Below are 26076 nucleotides of genomic sequence, written 5' to 3'. Positions count from 1 at the left end.
CGCGGAGTGGCGGAGCGGGGTACGCGGCACGTTACCGTGAGCCGTGCCCACCATCACGAAGGTCCTCGTCGCCAACCGCGGTGAGATCGCCGTCCGCATCGCCCGCGCCTGCGCCGACGCAGGCATCACCTCCGTCGCCGTCTACGCCGACACCGACCGCCAGGCGCTGCACGTCCAGCTCGCGGACGAGGCGTTCGCGCTCGACGGCGCCCGTGCCGCGGACACGTACCTGGACGTCGACAAGCTGCTCGACGTCGCCCGCCGGTCCGGCGCGGACGCGGTGCACCCGGGCTACGGGTTCCTGTCGGAGAACGCCGGGTTCGCCCAGGCGGTGATCGACGCCGGGCTGGTGTGGATCGGCCCGCCGCCGGCGGCGATCGAGTCCCTCGGCGACAAGGTGAGCGCGCGGCACATCGCGCAGCGCGCCGGGGCGCCCCTGGTGCCCGGCACCAAGGACCCGGTCGCGGACTCCTCCGAGGTGCGCGCGTTCGCCGCCGAGCACGGTCTGCCGATCGCGATCAAGGCGGCCTACGGCGGCGGTGGGCGCGGCCTGAAGGTGGCGCGTTCGCACGACGAGATCGACGAGCTGTACGACTCCGCGGTGCGCGAGGCCGTCGCGGCGTTCGGTCGGGGCGAGTGCTTCGTGGAGCGCTACCTCGACAAGCCGCGGCACGTGGAGACCCAGTGTCTGGCGGACTCCCACGGCAACGTCGTGGTGGTGTCCACCCGCGACTGCTCGCTGCAGCGCCGGCACCAGAAGCTCGTGGAGGAGGCGCCCGCGCCGTTCCTCAGCCCCGAGCAGGAGGCCGAGCTGGACCGCGCCTCACGGGCCATCCTCACCGAGGCCGGGTACGTCGGCGCCGGGACGTGCGAGTTCCTGGTCGGCACCGACGGCACCCTGTCCTTCCTCGAGGTCAACACCCGGCTGCAGGTCGAGCACCCCGTGACCGAGGAGGTCACCGGGATCGACCTCGTGCGCGAGCAGCTGCGCATCGCCGCGGGCGAGCCGCTCGGGTACGACACCACGACCGTGCGGGGGCACTCGCTCGAGTTCCGCATCAACGGCGAGGACCCCGCCGCCGGGTTCCTGCCCGCGCCGGGCACCGTGTCCACGCTGCGGTGGCCGTCCGGCCCGGGCGTGCGCGTCGACACGGGCGTGGTCGAGGGCGACACCGTCTCCGGCCTGTTCGACTCGATGATCGCCAAGCTGATCGTCACCGGCGCCACCCGCACCCAGGCCGTGGAGCGCGCCCGCCGCGCGTTGCGCGAGCTCGAGGTCGCCGGCATCCCCACCGTGGTGCCGTTCCACCGCGCCGTGCTGGAGTCCGAGGACTTCGTGCCGCGCAGCGCCGACGCCCCGTTCCGGGTGCACACCCGGTGGATCGAGACCGACTTCGCCGACGCCGTCGCCGCGCTCGGGCCGGCCGACCCGCCGATGGCCGAGGCCGCCGCCGAGGGACCCGAGGAGCCCCCGGAGCGGGTGGTCGTCGAGGTCGGCGGACGCCGGCTCGAGGTGGTCCTCCCGGCCGGTCTCGGCATGGGACGCGCCGGTGGTGCCGGCAAGACGGCCCGCCGCCCCGCACGCCGCGCCGCCCGCGGCGGCGGCGGCCCGGCGGCGGGCGGCACCACGCTGGCGTCGCCCATGCAGGGCACCATCGTCAAGGTCGCCGTGGCCGAGGGCGACGAGGTGGCCGAGGGCGATCTCGTCGTCGTGCTGGAGGCCATGAAGATGGAGCAGCCGATCACGGCGCACCGTGCCGGGACGATCAAGAGCCTGACCCTCGCGGCGGGCGCCGGCGTCACCGCCGGCACCGCGATCTGCGAGATCGCCTGATCGACGTGTCCGGCGGCCCGCACCACCGGCACCCCGGTGACGGCTGGGTGGAGTGCGGCGACCACCGCCACTGGGGGCTGCACGGCGCGGCCGGGCTGTTCCTCGTGCGGCGGGCTCCGGGGCCGCGGGGCGGCACGCCCGGGCCGGTGACCGACGTCGTCCTGCAGCACCGCGCGGCGTGGTCCCACCACGGCGGCACCTGGGGCATCCCGGGCGGGGCCGTCGCGCCCGACGAGACGCCCACCCAGGGGGCGCTGCGCGAGGCTGCCGAGGAGGCGGGCATCGACCCCGCCGCCGTCCGCGTGACCGGCCGGCACGTCCTGGACCACGGCGTGTGGACCTACACCACGGTGCTGGCCGAGACGGTCTCCGGGCGACGCGACCCGGTGGCGGCCACGGACCCGGAGAGCATCGAGGTGCGTTGGGTGCCGATCGACGACGTCGCCGGCCTGTCCCTGCACCCCGCGTTCGCCGACGCCTTGCCCCACCTCGAGCGCCTGCTGGAGGCCGGCGGGTGAGCACCGCCGCCTGACGGCGGGGCCGGGTAGGCCCCGCCGGCGGGTCTCAGCGCGGGGTGAGCTGGCCGTGCAGCACGCGCGCCGCCTCGCTGATCGTCCCGGACAACGACGGGTAGATCGTGAAGCTCTCCGCGACGTCGTCCACCGTGAGCCGGTGCGTGACGGCGAGCGTCACGGGGAAGATGAGCTCGCTGGCGCGCGGCCCGACGACGACGCCGCCCAGGACGATCCCCGCCTCGGGGTGCGCGAACAGCTTGACGAAGCCGTCGTGCACGCCGTGCATCTTCGCGCGCGGGTTCCGGGCGAGCGGCAGCGTCGTGGTCACGTACCGCGACCCTTGCGAGCGCAGCGCCTCCTCCGAGTACCCGACCGTCGCGATCTCGGGTGCGGTGAAGATGTTCGCGGCGACGTTGCCCAGGTGCAGCGGGGCGACGGCGTCGCCCAGCGCGTGCGCCATCGCGACGCGTCCCTGCATGGCGGCGACCGAGGCGAGCGGCAGCACGCCCGTGCAGTCTCCGGCGGCGTACACGCCCCGCACGGACGTCCGCGAGACGCGGTCGACCTCGATGTGCCCGGACTCCTTGAGCTGGACCCCGGCCTCCTCCAGGCCCAGCCCGGCGGTGTTCGGCACCCCGCCGACGGCGATGAGCACGTGGGAGCCCTCGACCACCCGGCCGTCGGCGAGCGTGACGGCGACGCCGTCCTCGGTGCGCTCGGCCGCAGCGGCCCGCGAGCGCGACATGACCGTCATCCCGCGGCTGCGGAACACGCCCTCGATGAGCTCGGCGGCGTCCTCGTCCTCCCCGGGGAGCACGCGGTCGCGCGAGGAGACGAGGACGACCTCGGCGCCGAGGGCGAGGTAGGCGCCGGCGAACTCCGCGCCGGTGACGCCGGAGCCGACGACGACGAGCTTCTCGGGCAGCTCCGCGAGGTTGTACAGCTGGGTCCAGGTCAGGATGCGCTCGCCGTCCGGCTCGGCCGTCGGCAGCGTGCGGGGTGTCGCACCGGTGGCGAGCAGCACGATGTCCGCGTCGAGCGTGATCTCGTCACCGCCGTCGGACGGCGTGACGAGGACGCGGCTGGGTCCGTCGAGGCGGCCGGTGCCGTCCACGATGGTGACGCCCTCGCGGTCCATGCGGGAGCGGATGTCGGCCGACTGCGCCGCGGCGAGCGCCAGCACACGCTTGTTGACGGCCTGGAGGTCCACCAGGGAACGGCGCGCGTCGGGGTCGTCGCCCGGCGTCACGGTGCCGCCCGTCCGGATGCCCAGCTCGGGCGCGGACTCGGCGATGGTCAGCCACTCGGCCGTGGCGATGAGCGTCTTGGAGGGGACGACGTCGGTCAGGACCGTCGCGCCGCCCAGGCCCGAGCGTTCGACGACGGTCACGTCGGCACCGGTGCGGCGGGCGACCAGGGCGGCCTCGTAGCCGCCGGGCCCGCCGCCGATGACGACGACGGAGCGGTTGGGTCCGGCAAGGATGCTGTTCTCGGCAGGCACGGTGCCATTGTGGCAGCACCGGCAGGTCCTCGCGGGCAGAGATAGTCTCTGGTCCATGAGCACCACACCTGCCACGATGCCGGACCTCGACGACCCGAGGACCGACCCGTTCGACGTCGCGCGAGCTGCCGCGGACCACATCGCCGAGGCGACCGGGGTCCCCGGGCACGACGTCGCCCTCGTCCTCGGCTCCGGGTGGGGCGGCGCGGCGGAGCTGGTCGGCGACGTGGTCGCCGAGCTGCCCACGCACGAGATCCCGGGCTTCGCCCGCGCCGCGGTGGTGGGCCACGCCTCGACGACGCGGTCGATCCGCGTCGAACGGCCGGACGGCTCCACCCGGCACGCGCTCGTCATCGGCGGCCGCACCCACCTGTACGAGGGCCGGGGCGTGCGGAGGGTGGTGCACGGCGTGCGGACGGCCGCGGCGACCGGCTGCGAGTCGGTGGTGCTGACGAACGGCTGCGGCGGCCTGCACATGGCGTGGCGGCCGGGGCAGCCGGTGCTGCTCCGTGACCACCTCAACCTCACCGCGACCTCCCCGCTCGAGGGCGCGACGTTCGTCGACCTGACCGACCTGTACTCCCCCCGGCTGCGCGAGCTGGCCCGGTCCGTCGACCCGGAGCTGCCGGAGGGCGTGTACGCCCAGTTCCCCGGACCCCACTACGAGACGCCCGCCGAGGTGCGGATGGCCGGCGTCCTGGGCGCCGACCTGGTCGGCATGTCGACCACCCTCGAGGCCATCGCGGCACGGCACGCGGGCATGGACGTCCTCGGCATCTCGCTCGTGACGAACCTCGCCGCCGGCATCTCGCCGCAGCCGCTCTCCCACGAGGAGGTCCTCGAGGCAGGGCAGGCGGCGGGCCCGCGGATCAGCGAGCTCCTCGCGAACATCGTCAAGGCTCTCTGAGGGGGGAGGCGTGATGACCGAGTCGACGGACATGCTGCTGGACCGCGTCGAGGAGTGGATGCGTCACGACGTCGACGACACCGACGTCGACGAGCTCACGCGGCTGGTCGGGTACGCCACGGCCGACGACGGCCGGCGGCACCCGACGGCGCTCGCGGAGCTGCGCGACCGCTTCGCCGGGACGCTGCAGTTCGGGACCGCCGGGCTGCGCGGCGCGATGGCGGCAGGCCCCAACCGGATGAACCGGTCGGTCGTGATCGCGGCGGCGGCCGGGCTGGGCGCCTACCTCACCGACGTGCTGGGTCCGGGTTCCGGGCCCCGCGTCGTCGTGGGCCACGACGCGCGGCACCGCTCGCAGGACTTCGCCCACGACACCGCCGCCGTGCTGTCCGCGGCCGGCGCCGAGGTGCTCCTCCTGCCGAAGCCGCTGCCCACCCCGGTGCTGGCCTTCGCCGTGCGGCACCTTGACGCCGACGCCGGCGTGATGGTCACCGCGAGCCACAACCCGGCCGCGGACAACGGCTACAAGGTCTACCTCGGCGGCCGGGTCGTGACCGACGCGGGTCAGGGTGCGCAGATCGTGCCGCCCCACGACGCGTCGATCGCCGAGCGGATCGCCGCCGTCGGGCACCCGGACGCCGTCCCCCGGGCCGAGGACGGCTGGACCGTGCTCGGCCGCGACGTCGTCGACGCCTACCTCGCCTCGGTGCGCGGCGTCACGACGAGCGACCCCGAGGCGGCCGACCGGCTGCGGATCGTCACGACGTCGCTGCACGGCGTGGGCGGCCGCACCCTGGCCCGGGCGCTCGCCGACGCGGGGTTCAGCCAGGTGGTGCCCGTCGAGGAGCAGTCCTTCCCGGACCCGGACTTCCCCTCGGTGTCCTTCCCCAACCCGGAGGAGGCCGGGGCCATGGACATGGCGCTCGGCCTGGCCGTCGACACCGGTGCCGACCTGGTGATCGCCAACGACCCCGACGCCGACCGCTGCGCCGTCGCCGTGCTCGACGTCACCCAGGGCACCCACCTCGGGGTGGAGACGGCCCGCTCGAGCGGCTGGCGCATGCTGCACGGCGACGAGGTGGGCGCGCTGCTCGGCGCGGAGGCCGTCCGGCGCGCCTCCGGCCGGACCGACGCCACGGTGGCGTGCTCCGTCGTCTCCTCCCGGCTGCTGGGCCGGCTCGCCGAGGACGCGGGCGTGGCGCACGCGACCACCCTGACCGGGTTCAAGTGGATCTCCCGCACGCCCGGGCTGGTGTTCGGCTACGAGGAGGCGCTCGGCTACTGCGTGGACCCTGCGCACGTGCGGGACAAGGACGGCATCAGCGCCGCCGTCGTCGTCGCCACGCTCGCGGCCCGGCTCAAGGCGTCGGGGGGCACGCTGGTCGACGCGCTCGACGACATCGCCCGCGCGCACGGCCTCTACGTGACCGACCAGCTCTCCGCACGGTTCGAGGACCTGGAGCAGATCCCCGGGACGATGGCCCGCCTGCGCTCGGCACCGCCGTCGACGCTCGGCGGGTCGCCGGTGCGCACGGTCGCGGACCTGTCCGACGGGTACGAGGGCCTGCCCCCCACGGACGGCATCCTGCTGCTGGCCGAGGACGGGACGCGGGTGATCGTCAGGCCCTCGGGCACCGAGCCGAAGGTCAAGTGCTACCTCGAGGTGGTCTCCGACGTCGCGCCCGACGCGTCCGCGCTGGACGTCGGCAAGGCGCGTGTCGCGGCGCACGAGCGGCTCGACGCCCTCAAGCGCGAGATGGCGAGCGCCCTGGGGCTCTGACGCCGGACGGCGCCCCGCGAGGCTTCACCCGCGGGGCGCCGCGAGCGAGGCTTCACCCGCGGGGCGCCGCGAGCTCGGCGTCGTCCTGCTCGACCTGGGCCTTCCACCGCGGCTTCGCGGCGCGCCACGCCTCGTCGTCGTCACCGCGGCGCCAGTACCCGGAGGCGGAGAGGCGCTCCGTGCCGACGCCGAGCTCGGCGCGGACCCAGCGTCGCAGCTCTCGGACGCAGGAGGCCTCGCCGTGCAGGAACGCGTGCGGCGCGCCCGCGGGGAGCTGCCCCGCCGCGTGCGCCGAGCGCACGGTGTCGGCCAGCCCGGCGGTCCCGCGGTGGACCCAGGTGAGGTGCAGGTCGGCGTCCGTGACGATCTCCTGCTCGTCCGCGGGGCCGGGAACCTCAACGACGGCGTGCGCGACCGTTCCCGCCGGCAGGGACTCGACGGCCGCGGCGATCGCGGGCAGCGCGGCGTCGTCCCCGACGAGGAGGTGCCACGGCGCCTCGAGGTCCGGGGCGTAGGTGCCGCCGGGGCCGAGGAACGCCACCTGCTCGCCCGGCCGGACCCGGGCGGCCCAGGGACCGGCGAGCCCGTCGTCGCCGTGCACCACGAAGTCCACGTCCCACTCGCCGTCGCGGACGGAACGGACCGTGTAGCTGCGCACCACGGGTCGGGACTCCGGCGTCGGCGGCTCCCCCACCACGAGCTTGATGTAGAGGTCCGTCGCGGCGGGCCGGTCGATCGCGTCCAGGGCGTCGCCGGCGAGCGTGAGGCGGACCATGTGCGGCGTGAGCCACCGCACGGCGGAGACGGTCGCGTGGTGCGGGGTACGTCGTGTCATCGTAGGCAAGCCTAACCTGCCTCGATCAGGTCCGGGCGAGGCGCCGCACCGCGGACCGGACGAACCAGGCGGCGGTCAGGAGGACCACCACCGCGACACCTCCCAGCACGCCCGAGCCGGCCTCGGCCGTGCGGTGCAGCGTCCACGCCAGACCGACGACCATCAACCAGCCACGCACGAACCACGCCAGGACGATCAGCGTCGAGGCGTCGCCGCCACCGGGCACGCTCACCGGCGTGAAAAGCTCGGCCGGGACCGTCGTCGCCCCGCAGACCCAGCACCGCACGGCCAGCACGACCACGCCCGTGCACACCGCGACGAGCGCGGCCGCGGTACCGCCGTCCGGCAGACCGGCCTGGTGGGCCAGGGCCGCGAGCGCGAGGCCCACCCCCACCGCCAGGGCGGCGAGCGCCGCGGGGACCACGAGGTGCGCCGCCACCACGCGGCCGACGCCGCCGGGCAGCAGCCCGCCGGGTCTCGGCTGGGAAGCCATGTCGCGCAGACCGGCGGCCCAGGACGCCGACGCCGCGTACAGGATCGCGGCGCCCAGCACGACGCCGAACGCGGACCCGCGGACGCCCGGCGACGGGGTGGCCACCAGGACGAGGAACGTGCCACCGGCGCCCGCCACCACCGCGCCGAGGACCGTCCACACCCGCCGCCGCACCCCCAGCAGGTCCCGCGCCACGACCGGTGCCCGGCGCAGCAACGGGGGCCAGAGCGTCCGGCCGCGGCCCCCGAGCCGACGGGGGCCCAGCAGGTCCGCCAGCCCGCCGGCCTCCCCGGCGACCAGCGCCTGGGAGGTGGCCACCGTGGTGCGCTGGGCCGCCGCCGTCGCGTCGAGGTCGATCTCGGCAGGCAGCACGCGCACCGCCAGCCATACGCTGACGAGCGCCGCCGTGCCGGCGACGGTCAGCACCCCCACCCCGGGCCCCGTCGCCAGCGGGCACGCGACCGCGCTGCCGGCAGTGTCCAGGCAGGCCGGCACGACGGCGGCACGGACCTGTGGGGCGAGGATCTCCAGCGCGGGTGCGAGCACACCGAGGCCGAGCAGCACGCCCGCTGCCTGCCGCGCTGCTGTGCGCCGGCGCGGACCCTGGGCCGCCACCCCCAGCGTCAACGGCACCTGGACGGCGCACGCCGCCGCCAGCGCCCACCCGACGACGTCCGCGGGGCCGGCGCCGTCCGCGGGCACCGCGTCCGCGCCCCCGACGAGGCCCAGCGCGCCGGCCGCGAGGGCGGACGCACCGAACGCGGCGACGACGCCGGTGCCGGCGGCGAGCAGCACCAGCCGCCGCCAGAGCACCGTGACCGGCGCGAACTGACCGGACAGCGCGAACGTGACCTCCGGCGGGCTGGTCCACAGCGGCCCCCCGGCGCGGGCGACGCTGACGGCCAGGAGGCTGAGCAGCCCTCCCACGCAGAGGCCGACCACGACCAGGCCGTCGAACGCGCTCGAGCTCCACCGGCCGGCCAGGACGGCGTCCTCGCCGGGCCTGCCCAGCGGGAGCCCCGTCTGGGCCAGCGCCACCCACAGCATCGGTCCGTAGACCAGCACGAGGAGGACGACGCCGTACGTGAGGTACACCCGGTCGCCCGGGTCGGCCCCGGCGGCGGCCGCGCGGGCCAGCGCCGACCGGCGCCGGAGCCGTCGCAGCCACCGCCGCCACGGCGTGTACGGCACTCGCAGCGGGCCGGCGTCAGGACGGTCGGGGTCGTCGCTCCCGGTGCCCGGAGGGGCGCTCATCGCCGCCCCGGCTCGGCCAGCTCGACCACCTGGCCACGGGCCGCGACGTCGTCGCGCAGGCCGCTGTCATGGGTGGCGACCAGGACCGTGCGTCCTGCGTCGAGGGCGCGGCCCACGAGCCGGCGCGCGACAGTTCGCCACCGGGAGTCCAGGCGTTGCTCCGGCTCGTCGAGGAGCACCAGCCGCGCGGGCCGGTACAGCGTGGTCGCCAGCGCGAACAGCTGCCGCTCCCCCGAGGAGAGCTCGGCGGGGAACTGGTCGCGCACGCGGTCCAGCTCGGCCGCGGCCAGAGTCTCGGCCACACCGGCCAGGTCGTGGCGCCCCGCCCAGGCGGAGCTGACGAGCCGCAGGTGCTCCGCGACCGTCAGGTCACGGTACGTCGGCAGGCCGTCCAGCAGGAGCGTGACGTCCTCGCGCCGGCGCAGCCGGGCACGCGCTGCGGGCAGGCCGAGCGTGCGCACGCTGCCCGACGTCGGCTCGTCCGCACCTGCCACGAGGCGCAGCAACGTGGACTTGCCGCTGCCGTTCGGGCCCACCACCGCGGCGGCCTGACCGGCGTGGAGGGTCAGGGAGGTCGGCGCGAGCACCTGCACGCTGCCGTGCGTGCGCGTCGCGGCGCGCAGCTCGACGACCGCTTCGCCCGCATCCGTGCTGGTCATGGCGCCGACGCTAGGTCGTTTCGCGGAGATCGTCCGGGAGGCGCGCGGCAGCGGGCAGGTCAGTACCCGCCGTCGGCCGCCGTGCCGGCCGCACCGTCGTCGAAGCCCGCGAGGACCGCCGCCGTGCCGGACAGGCCCAGCCGGGTGGCGCCCGCGGCGATCATCGCCTGGGCGTCGGCGAGCGTGCGCACGCCGCCGGAGGCCTTGATCCCGAGCCGCCCGCCCACCGTCCGTGCCATCAGCTCCACGGCGTGCACCGAGGCGCCGCCCGTGGGGTGGAACCCGGTGGAGGTCTTCACGAAGTCGGCGCCCGCGGCCTCCGCGGCCCGGCACACCGCGACGATCTCGTCGTCGCTCAGCGCGGCGGACTCGATGATGACCTTGAGCACCTTGTCGGCGGGCACGGCGGCGCGCACGGCGGCGACGTCCGCCTGGACCAGGTCGAACCCGCCGGCCTTCGCGACGCCGACGTCGATGACCATGTCCACCTCGTCCGCGCCGTCGAGCACCGACCGCGCGGCCTCGGCGGCCTTGATGTCGCTCGCGTGCTTCCCGGACGGGAAGCCGCAGACCGTCGCCACCGCCAGCCGCCCCGCCGCGACCTCGACGGCGTGCGGCACGAACGTGGGCGACACGCACACGGAGAAGACCCCGAGCTCGGCCCCCTCCTCCACGAGCGCCGTGACGTCGGCGGAGGTCGCCTCCGGCTTGAGCAGCGTGTGGTCGACGTACCGGGCCAGCTCGGACGGCGTCGTCGGCGTCGGGTTCGCGGCGCTCATCGGACGGCCCCCTCGATCTTCTGGTAGCCGGGCAGGATGAGCTCGTCGACGAGCTCGCGGCGCTCGTCGTGGTGCATGAACGCGCTCCACGCCGCGGTGAGGGTCACGTCGGCCAGGTCGTCGATGGTCCAGCCCGCGTCCTCGACGAGCCGGCGCATCTCGTGCGACATCGACGTCCGGGACATCAGGCGGTTGTCCGTGTTGAGCGTGACCGCGAAGTCGAGCTCCTTGAGCCGCGTGATCGGGTGGTCGGCGATCGAGGTCGCCGCGCCGGTCTGCAGGTTGGACACCGGGCAGACCTCCAGGGCGATCTGGTGGTCACGGACCCAGTGCGCGAGCTCGCCGAGCTCCGCGGTCCCCGCGTCGTGGTCGAACGTGATGTCGTCCGCGATGCGCACGCCGTGCCCGAGCCGGTCGGCCTGGCCCAGGTGCACGGCCTGACCGATGGAGTCCAGCCCGGCGGCCTCGCCGGCGTGGATCGTCGTCGGGAAGTTGTGCTCGGCCAGGAAGCGCCACACCTCGGCGTGGCGGTCCGGCGGGAACCCGTCCTCCGGTCCGGCGATGTCGAACCCGACGGAGCCGGCGCCGCGGTAGGCCACCGCCAGCTCGGCGATCTCGAGCCACCGGTCGGTGTGGCGCATCGCGGTGACGAGCTGGCCCACGCGGATCGTCCGGCCCGCGGCCGCCGCTTCGCGCACGCCCTCGTCGATCCCCGCCTGCACGGCCTCGACCGTCTCGGGCAGGGTCATCCCCCGCTGCAGGTGCTGCTCCGGTGCCCACCGCTGCTCGGCGTAGACGACGCCGTCGGCGGCCAGGTCCAGCACCGCCTCGCGTGCCACGCGGGCGAGCGCCTCGGGCGTCTGCATGACCGCGATGGTGTGGTCGAACGTCTCGAGGTAGCGGGGCAGCGAGCCCGAGTCGGCCGCGTCCCGGAACCAGGTGCCGAGCGACGCCGCGTCGCCCGCCGGGAGCTCGTGGCCCACCTCGGCGGCCAGCTCGAGCACCGTCTGCGGGCGCACACCACCGTCGAGGTGGTCGTGGAGGAGGACCTTCGGCAGGTCGGGGATCGCGTCGAGGAGCGCTTGCGTCATGGCCCCCAACCTACCGGTCAGACGGAGTCCGGGTCGTCCTCGGGGCCGGGGACGATGCTCGCCTGCTCGGCGACGTCGGCCTCGGCGGCCTCCCCGTCCAGGTCGGGCCGCGGTGTCGCCGGGCGGTACTCGTCGGTCTCCTCCTCGTGCTCGGGCGTGGCAGGAGGCGTGCCCGACTCCTCGACGAGGTTGGTGGTGTCGTCCGGGGCTTCCAGGCCGGCGTCGCGCCAGGCGTCCGAGGGTGTCGTGCTCATGCCCTCCATGCTGGCCCCTCCCGCCGCTCCTCGCTCGGCAGGACCGCCCAGACGACGTGGGGCCAGCCGCCCAGGGCCCGGCGTCGGCTCGCCTGGGCCCGCGGGGCACCGCCGGCACCGCGCAGCGCGTCGACGGGCACGGCGTGCAGCGCGCCCGAGGACGGCTCGTAGAGCGTGGCCGTGGGGCCGACGACGGTCTGCCGCACGGCTGTGAGCAGGACCACGTGCCGCGGCACCGCCGCCGTCGCGCCGTGACCCAGGTCCCCACCGCTGTACAGCGGCACGGGGATCCCGGCCGACGCCGCGTCGACGGCCGCGCGCAGCACGGCGCGCGGCCCCGCGGACGGTTCCCGGCTGCCGACCACCCGGTGGGTGTAGCGCCACGGGCCGTACTGAGCGGCGCGGGCCGCGCCCCAGGGCGGGGTGCCCAGCCTCCGGGGCCAGACCCGCCGGGTGCGGAGCTGGGTGGCGCGCTGCAGCGCGGCGAACGCGGGCCCCGCACCACGCGGGTCCCGGGCCAGGGCGAGCGCCGCCGCCGGGTCGCCCGCGAGGCGGAGCATGACGAGCACCGCCGCACCGCACGTGGTCTCGTCCACCTGGCGCGCCTCGGGGGCGAGCGGCGTGGGCCCCGCGCCCGGTCGCGCGGCACCGGTCAGCTCGGGCAGGAGCAGCGGATCCGGCCGGCCGGGGCGCGGGGGCTCCCGGTCCCGTCCCAGCGGGTCGAGCACCCGCGCCCGCACCGCCGGGTCGGCGTCGCGCAGCGCGGACTCCACGGGGTACGGGACGCGCGGCGCGGGGGGTGCGCCCACGGACAGCTGCGGCACGGGGCCGCAGAACAGCCCCACGGCCTCGAGCAGGTCGGTCAGCCGCTGGGCGTCGTGCCGCACCCGCATGGCGTGCGCCGCGTCAGTGGATCCGGTCGAGGACGATCGGCCGACGCGGTACCGACGTGCCCGACGGCGCGACCCGCCAGCCGCCGTCGAGGGCCGCCCGGGCACGTCCGAACCGCTCCGGGGTGTCGGTGTGCAGCGTCATCACGGCCTGGCCGGCGACGACCTGCTCGCCGGGACGGACGTGGATCTCCACGCCGGCACCCGCCTGCACGGGGTCCTCCTTGCGCGAGCGACCCGCGCCGAGGCGCCACGCGGCGACACCCACGGCGTAGGCGTCGAGCTCGGCCAGCACGCCCGTGCGGTCCGCGCGGACCTGCTCGGTGTGCGCGGCCACCGGCAGCTCGGCGTCCGGGTCGCCGCCCTGGGCGCTGATCATGCGGCGCCACACGTCCATCGCACGACCGTCGTGCAACGCGGCGCGGACCTCCTCCTCCGCCGTGGGGCGCCCTGCGGCGTCGAGCATCTCCACGGCCAGGGCGACGGTCAGGTCGACCACGTCCGCCGGGCCGCCGCCGGCGAGGACCTCGACGGACTCGCGCACCTCCAGGGCGTTGCCCGCGGTCCGTCCGAGCGGCACGGACATGTCGGTGAGCAGGGCGACCGTGCGCACCCCGGCGTCGGTCCCGAGCTCGACCATCGTGCGGGCGAGCTCGCGCGCCTGGGCGGCGTCCTTCATGAAGGCGCCGGAACCGACCTTGACGTCGAGCACCAGCGCACCCGTGCCCTCGGCGATCTTCTTCGACATGATGGAGCTCGCGATGAGGGGGATCGCCTCCACCGTCCCCGTGACGTCACGCAGGGCGTAGAGCTTCTTGTCGGCCGGTGCGAGCCCCGCGCCGGCGGCACAGATCACGGCGCCGACGTCGTCGAGCTGCGCGAGGATCTCGGCGTTGTCCAGCCCCGCACGCCAGCCCGGGATGGACTCGAGCTTGTCGAGGGTGCCCCCGGTGTGCCCCAGCCCGCGGCCGGACAGCTGCGGCACCGCCACACCGAACACCGCGACGAGCGGCGCCAGCGGCAGGGTGATCTTGTCGCCCACGCCGCCGGTGGAGTGCTTGTCCGCCGTCGGGCGCGACAGACCGGAGAAGTCCATCCGCTCGCCCGAGGCGATCATCGCCTGCGTCCACCGGGCGACCTCTCCCCGGCTCATGCCGTTGAGCAGGATCGCCATGGCGAGCGCCGACATCTGCTCCTCGGCGACCACGCCACGGGTGTACGCGTCCACCACCCAGTCGATCTGCGCGGACGACAGGTGCGTGCGGTCGCGCTTGGTACGGATGACGTCGACGGCGTCGAACGGTTCGTTCATCGGTTCAGGTCCTCCGGTCCGAACGCCTGCGGCAGCATGTCGGACATGGTGACGACGCCGCGGGGCGTCTCGACGAGCAGGTCGGGGCCGCCGTGCTCCCAGAGGAGCTGCCGGCACCGCCCGCAGGGGGTGATCAGCTCACCGGAGCCGGTCACGCAGGTGAAGGCGGTCAGCCGTCCCCCACCGCCCGTGACGAGCGCCGAGACCAGCGAGCACTCGGCGCACAGCGTCACGCCGTACGCGGCGTTCTCCACGTTGCAGCCCACCAGCAGCCGGCCGTCGTCGGCCGTCGCGGCCGCCCCGACGGGGTACCCGGAGTACGGGACGTAGGCGCGCTGGGCGACGTCGAGGGCGGCGGCACGCAGCGCGTCCCAGTCCACGGCGAGCTCGTGCGGGGCCACCGGCTACTCCTTGGTGTACGCGTTGGCGAGCGCTGCAGGCGGCCGCGAACGGCCCACCAGGCCCGCCACGGCGAACAGGGTGACGATGTAGGGCAGCATCAGCATGAACTGGCTCGGCACCGGGGAGCCGACCACGGAGAGCACGTTCTGCAGGTTGGTCGCGAACCCGAACAGCAGGCCGGCCAGCGCCGCACGGATCGGGTTCCACTTGCCGAAGATCATCGCGGCCAGCGCGATGAAGCCCGCTCCCGCTGTCATCTCGCGGTTGAACTGGTTGATGGACACCACGGTGTAGAAGGCCCCGCCCATGCCACCGATCGCGCCGGCGACCAGCAGGGCCCGGTAGCGGGTGCGGAGCACCCCGATGCCGACGGTGTCCGCCGCACGGGGGTGCTCCCCGACGGCCCGCAGGCGCAGACCCCACCGCGTGCGGAAGAGCGCGAACCAGACGCCCGGGACCATGAGGTACATGAGGTAGACGACGATCGTCTGGTCGAACAGGACCGGCCCGATGACGGGGATGCGGTCCAGCAGCGGGATGGGGATGCGCTCGAACCGCGTCGTGGCGTTGAGGGTCTCGGTGTTCGGCACGAGCACGAGCGAGTAGAAGAAGCTCGTCAGGCCGATGACCAGCACGTTGAGCACCACACCGACGATGATCTGGTTGACGCGGTAGGTGATCGAGAACAGCGCCAGGACCAAGGACACGAGGGCCGAGGCTGCCATCGCCGCGATCAGCCCGACCCACGGGCTGTTCGTCAGCGAACCGGCGACCGCGGCGGTGAACGCCCCCGCCAGGAGGTTGGACTCGATGGCGATGTTGATCACGCCGGAGCGCTCGCCGATGACACCGGTCATGGCGCCGTAGACCAGGGGCACCGACAGCACCAGCGCACCACCCAGCAGCCCGACCACCGACAGGTCCCGCGGGCTGCCCGCCGCGGCCCAGGCGAGGAACCCGATCAGCAGCGCCGCGGCGTACAGGCCGACCACCCAGGTCGGCGTCCGACGCCGGGCGCGGGTGGCCACCGCGGACACCACGACCAGGACGGCGGCGACCGCGCCGCACAGCCAGGCCGTCAGCATCCCCGGGACGACGTAGACCGGGATCTGGAAGAAGTCGCTCGGCGTCGACAGCGCGAAGCGCGCGCTGCCCTCGTGCGGCACGAGGAGCAGGAGCACGGCGTAGAGGGCCAGGACCACACCCAGGGCGACGGTCGTCTTCCGGGAGACCGTGCTGACCCGGCGCGGAGCGTCCTGCGGCTGGGCGGGAGCCGAACCGACGGCGGGGGCGGTCATGCCGACACCTCCTTCGCGGCCGACGTCGGCCGCTTCTTCTTCGGGGCCTTGCCCGGCTGCGGCAGGCGGAAGATGGCCCGCACCAGCGGCGGCGCGGCGATGAACAGCACGATCAGCGACTGGACCACGAGCACGATCTCGATCGGGATGCCCTCGGCGGCCTGCATGGCCGAACCGCCGGCCTTGAAGGCACCGAAGAGGATGCCGGCACCCAGCACGCCGATCGGGTTGGAGTTCCCGAGGAGGGCGACGGTGATGGCGTCGAAGCCGATCCCGGCGTCGATGTCGGCACCGAACCCGGTGGTCGAGGTGCCGAGCACCTGCGAGACGCCGGCCAGGCCGACGAGCGCACCCGCCACCAGCATCACCGACACGGTCGCGCGGGAGACGTCGATGCCCGCCACCCGGGCGGCTCGCGCGTTCTCCCCGACGGCGCGGTAGGAGAAGCCCACGGCCGACCGGTTGAGGATCCACCACACGACCGCGACGGCCACCAGCGCGAGGACGAAGCCCCAGTGCAACGGGTAGCGCTCACCCAGGAGCGGCGGCAGGATGGCCGACTCCTGCATCGGGGGCGTCCGCGGGTTCCCGGAGCCCGGTGCCTGCATGAGCCCGGGCGTCGCGAGGAAGTACGACAACAGGTAGTAGGCGACGTAGTTGAGCATGATCGTCACGATGACCTCGTGGGCACCGGTCCGCGCCTTCAGCAGACCTGCGATGCCCGCCCACAGCGCACCGGCGAGCATGCCCGCCACGACGGCCACGATCAGGTGCAGGGGGAAGGGCAGGCCGGTCACGCCGAACCCGATCCAGCCGGCCGCGCTGGCCGCCATGAGCATCTGGCCCTGACCACCGATGTTGAGCAGCCCCGCCTTGAACGCGATGGCCACGCCCAGCCCCGCCGCGATGAGCGGCGTGGCGTTGGTGAGCGTCTGGGTCAGGGGCCTGATCCCGGCGGCGAACGTGTCGGCCCGGAAGTTGTAGACGGCGCCCTGGAACAGGGCTGAGTACGCACCTCCGACGGCCTGCCCGACCGCGGCGAAGGTGTCGGCCGGCCGCGAGAAGAAGTAGCCGGCCGCGTCCTGGACGGCCTCGTCGGTCACCACGATCATCAGCGACCCGGCGAGGACCGCGAGGAGCACGGCGCCGAGCGAGACCGCCCAGCCGCCCGAGGCGATCCGGCGCAGGGCGTCCTGCCACCGGTCGTCCGGCTCCTGGTCGACCGTCCCGACCTCCCGGGCGCGCTCCTGCTGGAGCTCCTCGGCCAGCCCCGGCTCGGTGGCCGGGTCGACCTGCTCGAGCTGCTCGTCGAGGGGGTCCTCGGACGACTCTGGCGAGCGCTTCGGCGTGTCGCTCACGCGGCGTCTCCTTCGCTGGTCTCGGGCGCGATGCCGGCCATCATCAGGCCGAGCACGTCACGGGGGGTGTCCGCAGGCACGATGCCGACCACCTTGCCGCGATACATGACCATGATCCGGTCGGCGAGCGCCACGGCCTCGTCCAGCTCGGTGGACACCACGACGACGGGGATGCCCGCGTCCCGGGTCGCCACGACCTGCTGGTGGATGAACTCGATGGAGCCGACGTCGACGCCACGCGTGGGCTGCGCAGCGACGAACAGGCGCAGGTCCCGCGAGAGCTCACGAGCCAGGACGACCTTCTGCTGGTTGCCGCCGGAGAGGCGCCCCACCGGGAGATCGATGCCCGTGGTGCGCACGTCGTACTGCTGCACCTTCTCGCGGGCGAAGTCGTCACGGGCGGCCAGCTGCAGCGACCCGGCACGCACGAACGGCGGCCCGTCGGTCCGGTCCAGCACCAGGTTCTCGGCGATGGTGAACTCGCCGACCAGCCCGTCGGTGCTGCGGTCCTCGGGCACGAACCCGACCCCGGCGTCCAGCACCTGGCGCACGGACCGTCCGACCAGCTCCGCGCCGTCCAGCTGCACGGAACCGGTCACGTCCTCCTGGAGGCCCAGGAGCGCCTCGGTGAGCTCGGTCTGGCCGTTGCCCTGGACGCCGGCGACGACCAGCACCTCACCACCGCGCACGGTGAAGCTGACGCCGTCGACGACGACCTGGCCGTCGGGCTGGGCGACGACGAGGTCCGACACCTCCAGCGCGTTGTCGCGGGGGCGGGCGGGCTCCTTGTGCACCGTCAGCTCGACGGCGCGCCCGACCATGAGGGCGGCGAGCTCGTTGTCGGACGCCGTGGGCTCCGCCTCGCCGACGACCTTGCCGTGCCGGACGACGGTGATGCGGTCGGCGACCTCGCGGACCTCGCGGAGCTTGTGGGTGATGAAGACGATCGCGGTGCCCTCGTCGCGGAGCTGGCGCATGATCATCATGAGCTCGTCGGTCTCCTGCGGGGTGAGCACCGCCGTCGGCTCGTCGAAGACGAGGACGCGCGCGTCCCTGCTCAGCGCCTTGATGATCTCCACGCGCTGCTGGACGCCGACGGGCAGGTCCTCGACGAGCTGGTCGGGGTCGACGCGGAAGCCGAAGCGGGCGGCGGTGTCGCGCACGGTGGCACGCGCCGACTCCAGGTCGAGCACTCCCGCGCCCCGCGTCTCCTCGTGCCCGAGCATGACGTTCTCGGCGACCGTGAACACCGGCACCAGCATGAAGTGCTGGTGGACCATGCCGATGCCGGCCGCCATCGCGTCCCCGGGACCGGCGAAGTGCTGGACCTCGCCGTCGAGGACGATCTCGCCCTCGTCGGCCGAGTAGAGCCCGTAGAGCACGTTCATCAGGGTGGACTTGCCCGCCCCGTTCTCACCGAGGAGGCAATGGATCTCCCCGGGCTCGACCACCAGGTCGATGTGGTCGTTGGCCACCAGCGCACCGAAGCGCTTGGTGATGCCTCGCAGCTCGAGCCTCATCGCGGTGCGTCCACCCTTCCTCACGATCCCCTGGTCAGCCTAGGCCGCACGTGGCGGCGGGACACGGGGAAGGCCCCGTGCCCCGCCGCCACGGCGGTCGAACTCAGTACGCGGTCACTGGTCCAGGTAGGACGTGACCTCGAGCTCGCCGTCGATGATCTGCTGACGCAGCTCGTCGACCTCGGTCACGAGCGCCGGGTCGACCTTGTCCTCGAAGTCGTGCAGCGGGGCCAGGCCCACGCCCTCGTTCTCGAGGGTGCCGACGTAGGCCTCCGGGTCGAAGGCGCCCTCGCCGGAGGAGAGCACGGCCTCGTAGGTGGAGACGTCCATCTTCTTGAGGATCGACGTGAGCACGTACGGCTGCGTGGTCGGGTCCGTCTCGTAGAAGTCGGCGTCCACGCCGACGAGCGCGACGTCGCGGCCGGAGTCCTCGATCGCGGCGATGGCGGACTGGTAGATCGGGCCACCGACGGGCAGGATCACGTCGACACCCTGGTCCAGGATGTTCTTGGCCGTGGTCTTCGCGGTCTCGTTGGCCGCGAACCCACCCGTGAAGGCACCGTCCTCGCCGCCCTCGTAGCCGATGACCTCGACCTCGGCGCCGTTGACCTCGTTGTAGTGCTCCACGCCCTGCTTGAAGCCGTCCATGAAGATCGTGACGGTCGGGAACGGCTGGCCGCCGAACGTGCCGACCTTGCCCGCCTCCGAGTAGCCCGCCGAGAGGTAGCCGGCCAGGAACGCCGCCTCGGCCGTGTTGTAGAGCAGCGGCTTGACGTTCTCCGCGTCCTTCTCGCCGTCGAAGTCGTTGTCCGCGGCGTCGTCGACCAGGATGTAGTCGGTCTCCGGGTTGGAGTTCGCGGACTCGACCGTGGCCGGCGACAGCGCGAACCCGACGGCGACGATGGCGTTGCAGCCCTGGTCCACGAGCGACTGCACGTTGGGCTCGTAGTCGGTCTCCGACTGCGACTGGACCTCGCGGAACGCCGCGCCCAGCTCGTCGGCGGCCTTCTTGGCGCCCTCGTAGCTGAGCTGGTTGAAGCTCTTGTCGTCGAACCCGCCCTCGTCCGAGACGATGCAGGCCGTGAAGTCGGACTCCGCCGCAGCGGTCTCGGTCGATTCCCCGGTGGTCTCCTCGGGGGCCGAGCCGCACGCCGCGAGGGTCAGCGCGGCGGCACCTGCGAGGGCGGTGAGCTGGATGGCTCTCTTCACCTGTCACTCCTGTCGATGAGGGTGGGTGAGCGCGGGCGCTCGCCCGTCTCACGATCAGAGACGGCAAGCCTAACCACCGCTCGGGGTCCCCGACGCCGCGAGGGCCTCCCGTGGCCGAGTCGTTATCGAAGCGGTACGTCCGCGGACACCCGGGGACCGAGGACGAAACGTGCCAGCAACCTGGCGCCGATCCCGATGGCGCGCTCGTCGACCACCAGGTCGCCCTGGTGGATGTCGTAGCGGCGCTCGCCGGGCGTCGCGGTGCCGAGGCGGGCCATCGCGCCCGGCACCTTCGTCAGGTACCACGCGAAGTCCTCGCCGCCGAGCGACTGCTCGGTCAGGACCACGCCGTCGTCGCCCAGGACCGCCGCGCCGGCCGCCTCGAGCCGAGCCGTCACGTCGGCGTCGTTGTCGACCGGTGGCACTCCCCGGACGTGGTGCACGCTGACGTCGACGTCGTAGGCGGCCACGACCTGCTCGACGGCGTCGAGCAGCACCTGGCCGGCCTTCTCCCAGGCGCGCACGTCGAGGCAGCGCAGCGTGCCCTTGGCGACCCCCGACATCGGGATCGTGTTGTGCGCGTGCCCCGCCTCCACGGCGCCCCACGTGAGGTTCACCCCGGAGCGCGGGTCGAGCCGGCGGCCCAGCACGGCGGGCACCTGCGTGACGACCTGCCCGAGGGCGTAGACGACGTCACCGGTGAGGTGCGGGCGGGACGTGTGCCCGCCGCCCGAGGACAGGGTCACCGTCACCAGGTCGGACGCCGAGGTGATCGGGCCGATCCGCGTCCCGACCCGTCCGACGTCGAGCTTCGGCTCGGCGTGCACCGCCGCGATCCGGTCGACGCCGTCGAGCACGCCCTGGGCGATGACGTCGTGCGCCCCGCCGGGCATGGTCTCCTCGGCCGGCTGGAAGATGAGGCGGGCACCGACCTCGAGGAGGCCCTCCGCGTCCAGCCGGGCCAGCGCGAGCCCGGCCCCGAGGACCACGGCGGCGTGCACGTCGTGGCCGCAGGCGTGGGCGACGCCGGGGACCGTCGAGGCGAAGTCGCAGCCGCACAGGTCGTCCAGGGGCAGCGCGTCGATATCGGCGCGCAGCGCCACCCGGCCGCGCCCCGGGACGTCGGGACCGACGTCGCACACCAGACCCGTGGTCTCGAGCATCCGCGGCCGCAGGCCGGCCGCACGCAGGCGCTCGGCGAGCACCGCCGTCGTCCGGACCTCCTCCCAGGAGACCTCCGGGTGCGCGTGCAGGTCGCGACGCACGGCGACGAGCTCCGGCTCGAGCTCCGCCACCACGGCGTCGAGACGCCCGGCCGCCGTGCCGACGTCGCCGCTCACAGCAGGTCCTCGCGACCGTGGTCCCGCACCGCGTCGACCATGCGCCGCACCTGCTGGGCACGCGCCCGGGTGGTCACCAGGAGCGCGTCGGGGGTGTCGACCACGACCACGTCGTCGATGCCGAGCAGCGTCACCGTGCGCCCGCTCGCCGGGACCACGACCGACCCGGCGCTCTGGACCCGGACCACGTCCGCGCCGTCGCCGAGGACCTTCGACCCGGAGTCGTCGTCGGCCGGCAGCAGCGCGGCGAGCGAGTTGAAGTCGCCGACGTCGTCCCAGCCGAACGTGCCGGGCACCATCGCGACACCGCCCGCCGCGGCCACCGGCTCGGCCACGGCGTGGTCGATGGCGATCTTCTCCAGGCCGGGCCACACCTCGGCGAGGACCCGGGCGCGCTCGGGGGTGTCCCAGGCGTCGGCGACGCGACGCAGCCCGTCGTGCAGGGCCGGGCGCTGGTCGGCGAGGTGGCCGAGCAGCACGCTCGTGGACGCCACGAAGATCCCGGCGTTCCACCGGTACTCCCCCGAGGCCAGGTACTCGCGTGCCGTCGCGGCGTCCGGCTTCTCGGTGAAGCCGCGCACGTGCACCGCGCTCGGGGCGCCCGCCACGTCGAGCGGGCTCCCGCCGTGCACGTAGCCGAACGCGGTCGACGGGCGGGACGCGGCGATGCCGACGGTCGTGACATACCCCGCCCGGGCCGCCTCGACCGCCTCGTGGACCGACCGCTCGAAGTCCGCCCGCCCGGTCACGACCTGGTCCGCCGCGAAGGAGCCGAGCACCACGTCGCCCACCCGACGTTCCAGCACGGCCGCGGCCAGGCCGATCGCCGCCATCGAGTCCCGCGGGCTCGGCTCCGGCAGCACCTGGTCCGCCCCCACGCCCGGCAGCTGCTCGCGCACCGCCGCGACGTGCCGCTCGCCGGTGACGACGAGGATCCCGTCGTCACCGGCGAGCGGGGCCAGCCGGTCGGCGGTCGCCTGCAGCAGCGTCCGCCCGGATCCCGTGAGGTCGTGCAGGAACTTCGGGCGGTCGGCACGGGAGACCGGCCACAGCCGGGTGCCGGACCCTCCCGCCGGGACGACGGCGCGGAAACCGGGAATGGCAGACGAAGGCATGCTCGCAGCATAGTGACGGGTTCCCGCCGGCCGACACGAAGGCTGTGGAATGTGTCACAGAAACCGCACAGAGACGCCGTTTTCGGAAACTCCGTGACCCGATCGCGACCCGGTGTCACTACAGTGACTTCACGTAACCCCGCCCGAATCCGCCAATGGAGGCTCCCCCGTGCCGACTGCTCCCGCTGGCACGCTCTACCGCGGCCGCGAAGGCATGTGGTCGTGGGTCGCGCACCGCGTGACCGGCGTGCTCATCTTCTTCTTCCTGCTCGTCCACGTCCTCGACACGGCGCTCGTGCGGGTCTCCCCCGAGGCGTACAACGCCGTCATCGGCACGTACCAGACGCCGATCATGGGGCTCGGCGAGGCCGGCCTGGTGGCCGCCATCGTCTTCCACGCCTTCAACGGCATCCGCGTGGCGCTGGTCGACTTCTGGGCCAAGGGCCCCCGGTACCAGCGGGTCATGCTGTGGGTCGTCCTCGGCCTGTTCGTCGTGACCATGGCCGGGTTCCTGCCCCGCCACCTGATGAACGTCTTCGGAGGCCACTGATGAGCACCCAGACCGCGATCCCCACCCCGCGATCCCCGTACGCGCGGCGCAAGACCACCCGCGGCAACTACGAGCTGTACTCGTGGGTCTTCATGCGGGCCTCGGGCGTGCTGCTGGTCGTCCTCGTCTTCGGCCACCTGTTCGTCAACCTCATGGTCGGCGACGGCGTCAAGGCGATCGACTTCGCCTTCGTGGGCGGCAAGTGGGCCAGCCCGTTCTGGCAGATGTGGGACCTGGCCATGCTGTGGCTCGCCATGATCCACGGCACCAACGGCGTGCGCACCATCATCAACGACTACGCCGAGCGGGACGTCACGCGCGGGATCCTCAAGAGCCTGCTCCTGGTGGCCTTCACGTTCACCGTCGTGCTCGGCACCCTGGTCATCTTCACGTTCGACCCGTGCCCGACGGACGCCCCGGCCGAGCTGCTCGCCTCGTTCTGCACGGCCTGAGCCCGCGCATCCCCCCAGCCCGCTGATCCACCACTCGCCGCAGGAGGCATCGGAACCGATGCAGACCCACCAGTACGACGTCGTCATCGTCGGCGCAGGCGGCGCCGGCATGCGCGCGGCGCTCGAGGCCTCGAAGGGGGCCCGCACCGCGGTCATCTCCAAGCTGTACCCCACGCGTTCCCACACCGGCGCCGCCCAGGGCGGCATGTGCGCCGCCCTGGCGAACGTCGAGGAGGACAACTGGGAGTGGCACACCTTCGACACCATCAAGGGCGGCGACTACCTCGTCGACCAGGACGCCGCGGAGGTCATGGCCAAGGAGGCCATCGACGCCGTGCTGGACCTGGAGCGGATGGGCCTGCCGTTCAACCGCACGCCGGAGGGCCGGATCGACCAGCGCCGCTTCGGCGGCCACACCCGCAACCACGGTGAGGCCGCGGTGCGCCGCGCCTGCTACGCCGCGGACCGCACCGGCCACATGATCCTGCAGACGCTGTACCAGAACTGCGTCAAGCAGGACGTGGAGTTCTTCAACGAGTTCTACGTGCTGGACCTGCTCACCGACCACGACCTCACCACCGAGGACATCGAGGACGGCGCGGAGGTCAACGCGACCGGCGTCGTCGCCTACGACCTGGCCTCGGGCGAGACCCACGTGTTCCAGGCGAAGGCGATCATCTTCGCCACGGGCGGCGCGGGCAAGATCTTCAAGACGACGTCCAACGCCCACACCCTCACCGGCGACGGGATGGCCCTGGCCTACCGCCGCGGTCTGCCGCTGGAGGACATGGAGTTCTTCCAGTTCCACCCCACCGGCCTCGCGGGCCTGGGCATCCTGCTCTCGGAGGCCGCACGCGGCGAGGGCGGCATCCTGCGCAACTCCGAGGGCGAGCGCTTCATGGAGCGCTACGCCCCCACCATCAAGGACCTGGCGCCGCGCGACATCGTCGCCCGGTCCATGGCCAACGAGGTGCGCGAGGGCCGCGGTGCCGGTCCCAACAAGGACTACGTGCTGCTCGACCTGACGCACCTGGAGCCGGCGCACATCGACGCCAAGCTGCCGGACATCACCGAGTTCGCCCGCACCTACCTCGGTATCGAGCCGTACACCGAACCGGTGCCGGTGTACCCCACCGCGCACTACGCGATGGGTGGCGTGCCGACCAACATCAAGGGCGAGGTGCTCCGCGACGGCCACAACGTCGTCAAGGGCCTGTACGCCGCCGGTGAGGTCGCCTGCGTCTCCGTGCACGGGTCGAACCGCCTCGGCACCAACTCGCTGCTCGACATCAACGTCTTCGGCAAGCGTTCCGGCCGCTCGGCCGCCGCCTACGCCCAGACGGTGGAGCAGCACCTGCCGATCCCGGAGAACCCCGCCGCCCGCGTCGAGGCGCAGCTCAGCGAGATGCGTGACCGCCCCGAGGGCGAGCGCGTGGCCGAGGTCCGCAAGGCGCTGCAGGAGACCATGGACGCCAACGCCCAGGTGTTCCGCACGCGCGAGTCGCTCGAGCAGGCCGCGGCCGACATCCGCGACCTGCAGAAGCGCTACAAGAACGTGTCCGTCCAGGACAAGGGCACCCTGTTCAACACCGACCTCCTCGAGGCGATCGAGCTGGGCTTCCTGCTCGACATCGCCGAGGTGACGGTGGTCGCGGCGCTCAACCGCCGCGAGTCGCGCGGCGGCCACTACCGCGAGGACTACCCGGACCGCGACGACACCAACTACATGCTGCACACGATGGCGTACCGCCGTCCGACGTCGGCTCCCGACGCCGCCGACGGGCACGTCGAGGGCTACTTCGACCACGTCGAGGACTTCGGGGACTACAAGGTGGTCCTGGGGTCCAAGACCGTCACCCAGACGCGCTACGAGCCGATGGAGCGGAAGTACTGATGACTGCTGTTCTGGAAAACACCACGGAATCCGCCCAGGACGGGCAGGCCGGAGCCGTCGCGTCCTTCGAGGTCACGCTGAAGATCCGCCGGTTCAACCCGGAGGTCTCCGAGGAGGCCGTCTGGGAGGAGCACACCGTCACGGCGCACGGGACCGACCGCGTGCTGGACGCCCTGCACAAGATCAAGTGGGAGCTGGACGGTTCCCTGACGTTCCGCCGCTCGTGCGCCCACGGTGTGTGCGGCTCGGACGCCATGCGCATCAACGGTCGCAACCGGCTGGCCTGCAAGACGCTCCTCAAGGACGTCAACCCGGACAAGCCGATCACGGTCGAGCCCATCAAGGGCCTGCCCGTGGTGAAGGACCTCGTGGTCGACATGGAGCCGTTCTTCGCCTCCTACCGCGAGATCATGCCGTTCCTCATCACCTCCGGGAACGAGCCCAGCCGCGAGAACATCCAGTCGCAGGCCGACCGTGACCGGTTCGACGACACCACCAAGTGCATCCTGTGCGCCGCGTGCACGTCGTCGTGCCCGGTGTTCTGGACGGACGGCCAGTACTTCGGCCCGGCCGCGATCGTCAACGCGCACCGGTTCATCTTCGACTCGCGCGACGAGGGTGCCACCCAGCGCCTGGAGATCCTCAACGACAAGGAGGGCGTGTGGCGCTGCCGCACGACCTTCAACTGCACCGAGGCCTGCCCGCGCGGCATCGAGGTCACCAAGGCGATCCAGGAGGTCAAGCGGGCGATGATCACCCGCGCCTTCTGAGCTGTTCGTCCAGCGGGGCCGAAGGTGCCCTGCACGGTCGCGTTCACGGGCGCTGCGCGCCCTC

At 73.6% G+C, this 26076-nt stretch carries 24 protein-coding genes; 8 read left to right on the top strand and 16 right to left on the bottom strand.

Features of this window, described 5'->3' with window-relative positions:
* Positions 1-43: 43 nt before the first annotated feature.
* Positions 44-1834, top strand: a complete 1791-nt coding sequence (locus MWU57_RS07690) for a biotin carboxylase N-terminal domain-containing protein (RefSeq protein WP_246908513.1) — start codon at positions 44-46, stop codon at positions 1832-1834.
* 5 nt (positions 1835-1839) lie between these two features.
* On the top strand, positions 1840-2352 hold the full coding sequence (locus tag MWU57_RS07685; protein ID WP_246908511.1) for an NUDIX domain-containing protein: 513 nt from the start codon (positions 1840-1842) through the stop codon (positions 2350-2352).
* A 46-nt stretch (positions 2353-2398) separates the two neighbouring features.
* Here the strand turns inward: MWU57_RS07685 and MWU57_RS07680 are convergent, their stop codons facing one another.
* Positions 2399-3907, bottom strand: a complete 1509-nt coding sequence (locus tag MWU57_RS07680) for an NAD(P)H-quinone dehydrogenase (RefSeq protein ID WP_106266741.1) — start codon at positions 3905-3907, stop codon at positions 2399-2401.
* On the opposite strand from MWU57_RS07680, the gene MWU57_RS07675 reads away from it, so the two are divergent.
* Together MWU57_RS07675 and MWU57_RS07670 are read left to right on the top strand one after the other, a co-directional pair.
* Complete coding sequence (locus MWU57_RS07675; RefSeq protein ID WP_106266743.1) at positions 3906-4757, top strand: purine-nucleoside phosphorylase; 852 nt, start codon at positions 3906-3908, stop codon at positions 4755-4757. The two genes, MWU57_RS07680 and MWU57_RS07675, sit on opposite strands and share 2 nt — an antisense overlap.
* Positions 4758-4770: 13 nt before the next feature.
* The gene (locus tag MWU57_RS07670) at positions 4771-6537 is read left to right on the top strand and encodes a phospho-sugar mutase (RefSeq protein ID WP_246908510.1); all 1767 of its coding nucleotides are present in this window, start codon (positions 4771-4773) and stop codon (positions 6535-6537) included.
* Between the two features lie 52 nt (positions 6538-6589).
* On the opposite strand, the gene MWU57_RS07665 is transcribed toward MWU57_RS07670, so the two are convergent.
* The 15 genes from MWU57_RS07665 to MWU57_RS07595 all read right to left on the bottom strand — a co-directional run bounded on the left by MWU57_RS07665 (position 6590) and on the right by MWU57_RS07595 (position 22346).
* Positions 6590-7372, bottom strand: a complete 783-nt coding sequence (locus tag MWU57_RS07665) for a siderophore-interacting protein (protein ID WP_246908508.1) — start codon at positions 7370-7372, stop codon at positions 6590-6592.
* A 25-nt stretch (positions 7373-7397) separates the two neighbouring features.
* A complete protein-coding gene (locus MWU57_RS07660; protein ID WP_246908506.1) occupies positions 7398-9119 on the bottom strand; it encodes a hypothetical protein in 1722 nt (573 codons plus the stop codon).
* Positions 9116-9778, bottom strand: a complete 663-nt coding sequence (locus MWU57_RS07655; protein ID WP_246908502.1) for an ATP-binding cassette domain-containing protein — start codon at positions 9776-9778, stop codon at positions 9116-9118. The genes MWU57_RS07660 and MWU57_RS07655 overlap by 4 nt, the downstream gene beginning before the upstream one ends.
* Before the next feature lie 59 nt (positions 9779-9837).
* Positions 9838-10557, bottom strand: a complete 720-nt coding sequence (gene deoC, locus MWU57_RS07650; protein ID WP_246908500.1) for a deoxyribose-phosphate aldolase — start codon at positions 10555-10557, stop codon at positions 9838-9840.
* Positions 10554-11648, bottom strand: coding sequence for an adenosine deaminase (locus MWU57_RS07645; RefSeq protein WP_106266754.1), 1095 nt, complete (start codon positions 11646-11648; stop codon positions 10554-10556). Before MWU57_RS07645 ends, deoC begins: the two co-directional genes overlap by 4 nt.
* Positions 11649-11665: 17 nt before the next feature.
* Entirely contained in the window at positions 11666-11902 is a 237-nt protein-coding gene (locus MWU57_RS07640) for a hypothetical protein (RefSeq protein ID WP_246908498.1), read from the bottom strand.
* Positions 11899-12789: a hypothetical protein gene (locus MWU57_RS07635; RefSeq protein ID WP_246908496.1), complete on the bottom strand. Its 891-nt coding sequence runs from the start codon at positions 12787-12789 to the stop codon at positions 11899-11901. Before MWU57_RS07635 ends, MWU57_RS07640 begins: the two co-directional genes overlap by 4 nt.
* 19 nt (positions 12790-12808) lie before the next feature.
* A complete protein-coding gene (locus tag MWU57_RS07630) occupies positions 12809-14104 on the bottom strand; it encodes a thymidine phosphorylase (RefSeq protein ID WP_246908494.1) in 1296 nt (431 codons plus the stop codon).
* Entirely contained in the window at positions 14101-14505 is a 405-nt protein-coding gene (locus MWU57_RS07625; protein WP_106266759.1) for a cytidine deaminase, read from the bottom strand. The genes MWU57_RS07630 and MWU57_RS07625 overlap by 4 nt, the downstream gene beginning before the upstream one ends.
* Before the next feature lie 3 nt (positions 14506-14508).
* Positions 14509-15804 carry an ABC transporter permease gene (locus MWU57_RS07620; protein ID WP_106266760.1) on the bottom strand — a complete coding sequence of 432 codons (1296 nt, stop codon included), beginning with the start codon at positions 15802-15804 and terminating at the stop codon, positions 14509-14511.
* Positions 15801-17162 carry an ABC transporter permease gene (locus tag MWU57_RS07615; protein ID WP_374108534.1) on the bottom strand — a complete coding sequence of 454 codons (1362 nt, stop codon included), beginning with the start codon at positions 17160-17162 and terminating at the stop codon, positions 15801-15803. The genes MWU57_RS07620 and MWU57_RS07615 overlap by 4 nt, the downstream gene beginning before the upstream one ends.
* Complete coding sequence (locus tag MWU57_RS07610) at positions 17159-18682, bottom strand: ABC transporter ATP-binding protein (RefSeq protein ID WP_246908492.1); 1524 nt, start codon at positions 18680-18682, stop codon at positions 17159-17161. Before MWU57_RS07610 ends, MWU57_RS07615 begins: the two co-directional genes overlap by 4 nt.
* A 114-nt stretch (positions 18683-18796) precedes the next feature.
* Positions 18797-19891 (bottom strand): BMP family protein, encoded by a 1095-nt coding sequence (locus tag MWU57_RS07605; RefSeq protein ID WP_246908490.1) that lies wholly within the window; start codon positions 19889-19891, stop codon positions 18797-18799.
* 122 nt (positions 19892-20013) lie between these two features.
* Positions 20014-21231, bottom strand: a complete 1218-nt coding sequence (locus tag MWU57_RS07600; RefSeq protein ID WP_106266767.1) for an amidohydrolase — start codon at positions 21229-21231, stop codon at positions 20014-20016.
* On the bottom strand, positions 21228-22346 hold the full coding sequence (locus tag MWU57_RS07595) for a mannose-1-phosphate guanylyltransferase (protein WP_106266769.1): 1119 nt from the start codon (positions 22344-22346) through the stop codon (positions 21228-21230). The genes MWU57_RS07600 and MWU57_RS07595 overlap by 4 nt, the downstream gene beginning before the upstream one ends.
* A 169-nt stretch (positions 22347-22515) precedes the next feature.
* Here MWU57_RS07595 and sdhC point away from each other — a divergent pair, with 169 nt between their 5' ends.
* The 4 genes from sdhC to MWU57_RS07575 are packed head-to-tail and all read left to right on the top strand — an operon-like array spanning position 22516 to position 26012.
* Positions 22516-22896 carry a succinate dehydrogenase, cytochrome b556 subunit gene (gene sdhC / locus MWU57_RS07590; protein WP_106266770.1) on the top strand — a complete coding sequence of 127 codons (381 nt, stop codon included), beginning with the start codon at positions 22516-22518 and terminating at the stop codon, positions 22894-22896.
* Positions 22896-23348 carry a succinate dehydrogenase hydrophobic membrane anchor subunit gene (locus MWU57_RS07585; RefSeq protein WP_106266772.1) on the top strand — a complete coding sequence of 151 codons (453 nt, stop codon included), beginning with the start codon at positions 22896-22898 and terminating at the stop codon, positions 23346-23348. Before sdhC ends, MWU57_RS07585 begins: the two co-directional genes overlap by 1 nt.
* A 58-nt stretch (positions 23349-23406) precedes the next feature.
* Positions 23407-25242, top strand: a complete 1836-nt coding sequence (gene sdhA, locus MWU57_RS07580; RefSeq protein WP_106266774.1) for a succinate dehydrogenase flavoprotein subunit — start codon at positions 23407-23409, stop codon at positions 25240-25242.
* Positions 25242-26012 (top strand): succinate dehydrogenase iron-sulfur subunit, encoded by a 771-nt coding sequence (locus tag MWU57_RS07575; protein WP_246908488.1) that lies wholly within the window; start codon positions 25242-25244, stop codon positions 26010-26012. The genes sdhA and MWU57_RS07575 overlap by 1 nt, the downstream gene beginning before the upstream one ends.
* Positions 26013-26076: the final 64 nt, after the last annotated feature.

Origin of the sequence: Isoptericola sp. S6320L, assembly GCF_023015685.1 — a bacterium.
GTDB classification, from domain to species: Bacteria; Actinomycetota; Actinomycetes; order Actinomycetales; family Cellulomonadaceae; genus Isoptericola; species Isoptericola halotolerans_A.
This window is presented reverse-complemented; position numbering and strand designations above follow the sequence as displayed.

Bases quoted from the DNA above. Each gene is read 5' to 3' on its own strand.
- MWU57_RS07675 (WP_106266743.1), top strand. From the start codon at position 3,906: ATGAGCACCACACCTGCCACGATGCCGGACCTCGACGACCCGAGGACC.
- MWU57_RS07680 (WP_106266741.1), bottom strand. From the start codon at position 3,907: ATGGACCAGAGACTATCTCTGCCCGCGAGGACCTGCCGGTGCTGCCAC.
- MWU57_RS07670 (WP_246908510.1), top strand. From the start codon at position 4,771: ATGACCGAGTCGACGGACATGCTGCTGGACCGCGTCGAGGAGTGGATG.
- MWU57_RS07665 (WP_246908508.1), bottom strand. From the start codon at position 7,372: ATGACACGACGTACCCCGCACCACGCGACCGTCTCCGCCGTGCGGTGG.
- MWU57_RS07660 (WP_246908506.1), bottom strand. From the start codon at position 9,119: ATGAGCGCCCCTCCGGGCACCGGGAGCGACGACCCCGACCGTCCTGAC.
- MWU57_RS07655 (WP_246908502.1), bottom strand. From the start codon at position 9,778: ATGACCAGCACGGATGCGGGCGAAGCGGTCGTCGAGCTGCGCGCCGCG.
- deoC (WP_246908500.1), bottom strand. From the start codon at position 10,557: ATGAGCGCCGCGAACCCGACGCCGACGACGCCGTCCGAGCTGGCCCGG.
- MWU57_RS07645 (WP_106266754.1), bottom strand. From the start codon at position 11,648: ATGACGCAAGCGCTCCTCGACGCGATCCCCGACCTGCCGAAGGTCCTC.
- MWU57_RS07640 (WP_246908498.1), bottom strand. From the start codon at position 11,902: ATGAGCACGACACCCTCGGACGCCTGGCGCGACGCCGGCCTGGAAGCC.
- MWU57_RS07630 (WP_246908494.1), bottom strand. From the start codon at position 14,104: ATGAACGAACCGTTCGACGCCGTCGACGTCATCCGTACCAAGCGCGAC.
- MWU57_RS07620 (WP_106266760.1), bottom strand. From the start codon at position 15,804: ATGACCGCCCCCGCCGTCGGTTCGGCTCCCGCCCAGCCGCAGGACGCT.
- MWU57_RS07610 (WP_246908492.1), bottom strand. From the start codon at position 18,682: ATGAGGCTCGAGCTGCGAGGCATCACCAAGCGCTTCGGTGCGCTGGTG.
- MWU57_RS07595 (WP_106266769.1), bottom strand. From the start codon at position 22,346: ATGCCTTCGTCTGCCATTCCCGGTTTCCGCGCCGTCGTCCCGGCGGGA.
- MWU57_RS07585 (WP_106266772.1), top strand. From the start codon at position 22,896: ATGAGCACCCAGACCGCGATCCCCACCCCGCGATCCCCGTACGCGCGG.
- sdhA (WP_106266774.1), top strand. From the start codon at position 23,407: ATGCAGACCCACCAGTACGACGTCGTCATCGTCGGCGCAGGCGGCGCC.
- MWU57_RS07575 (WP_246908488.1), top strand. From the start codon at position 25,242: ATGACTGCTGTTCTGGAAAACACCACGGAATCCGCCCAGGACGGGCAG.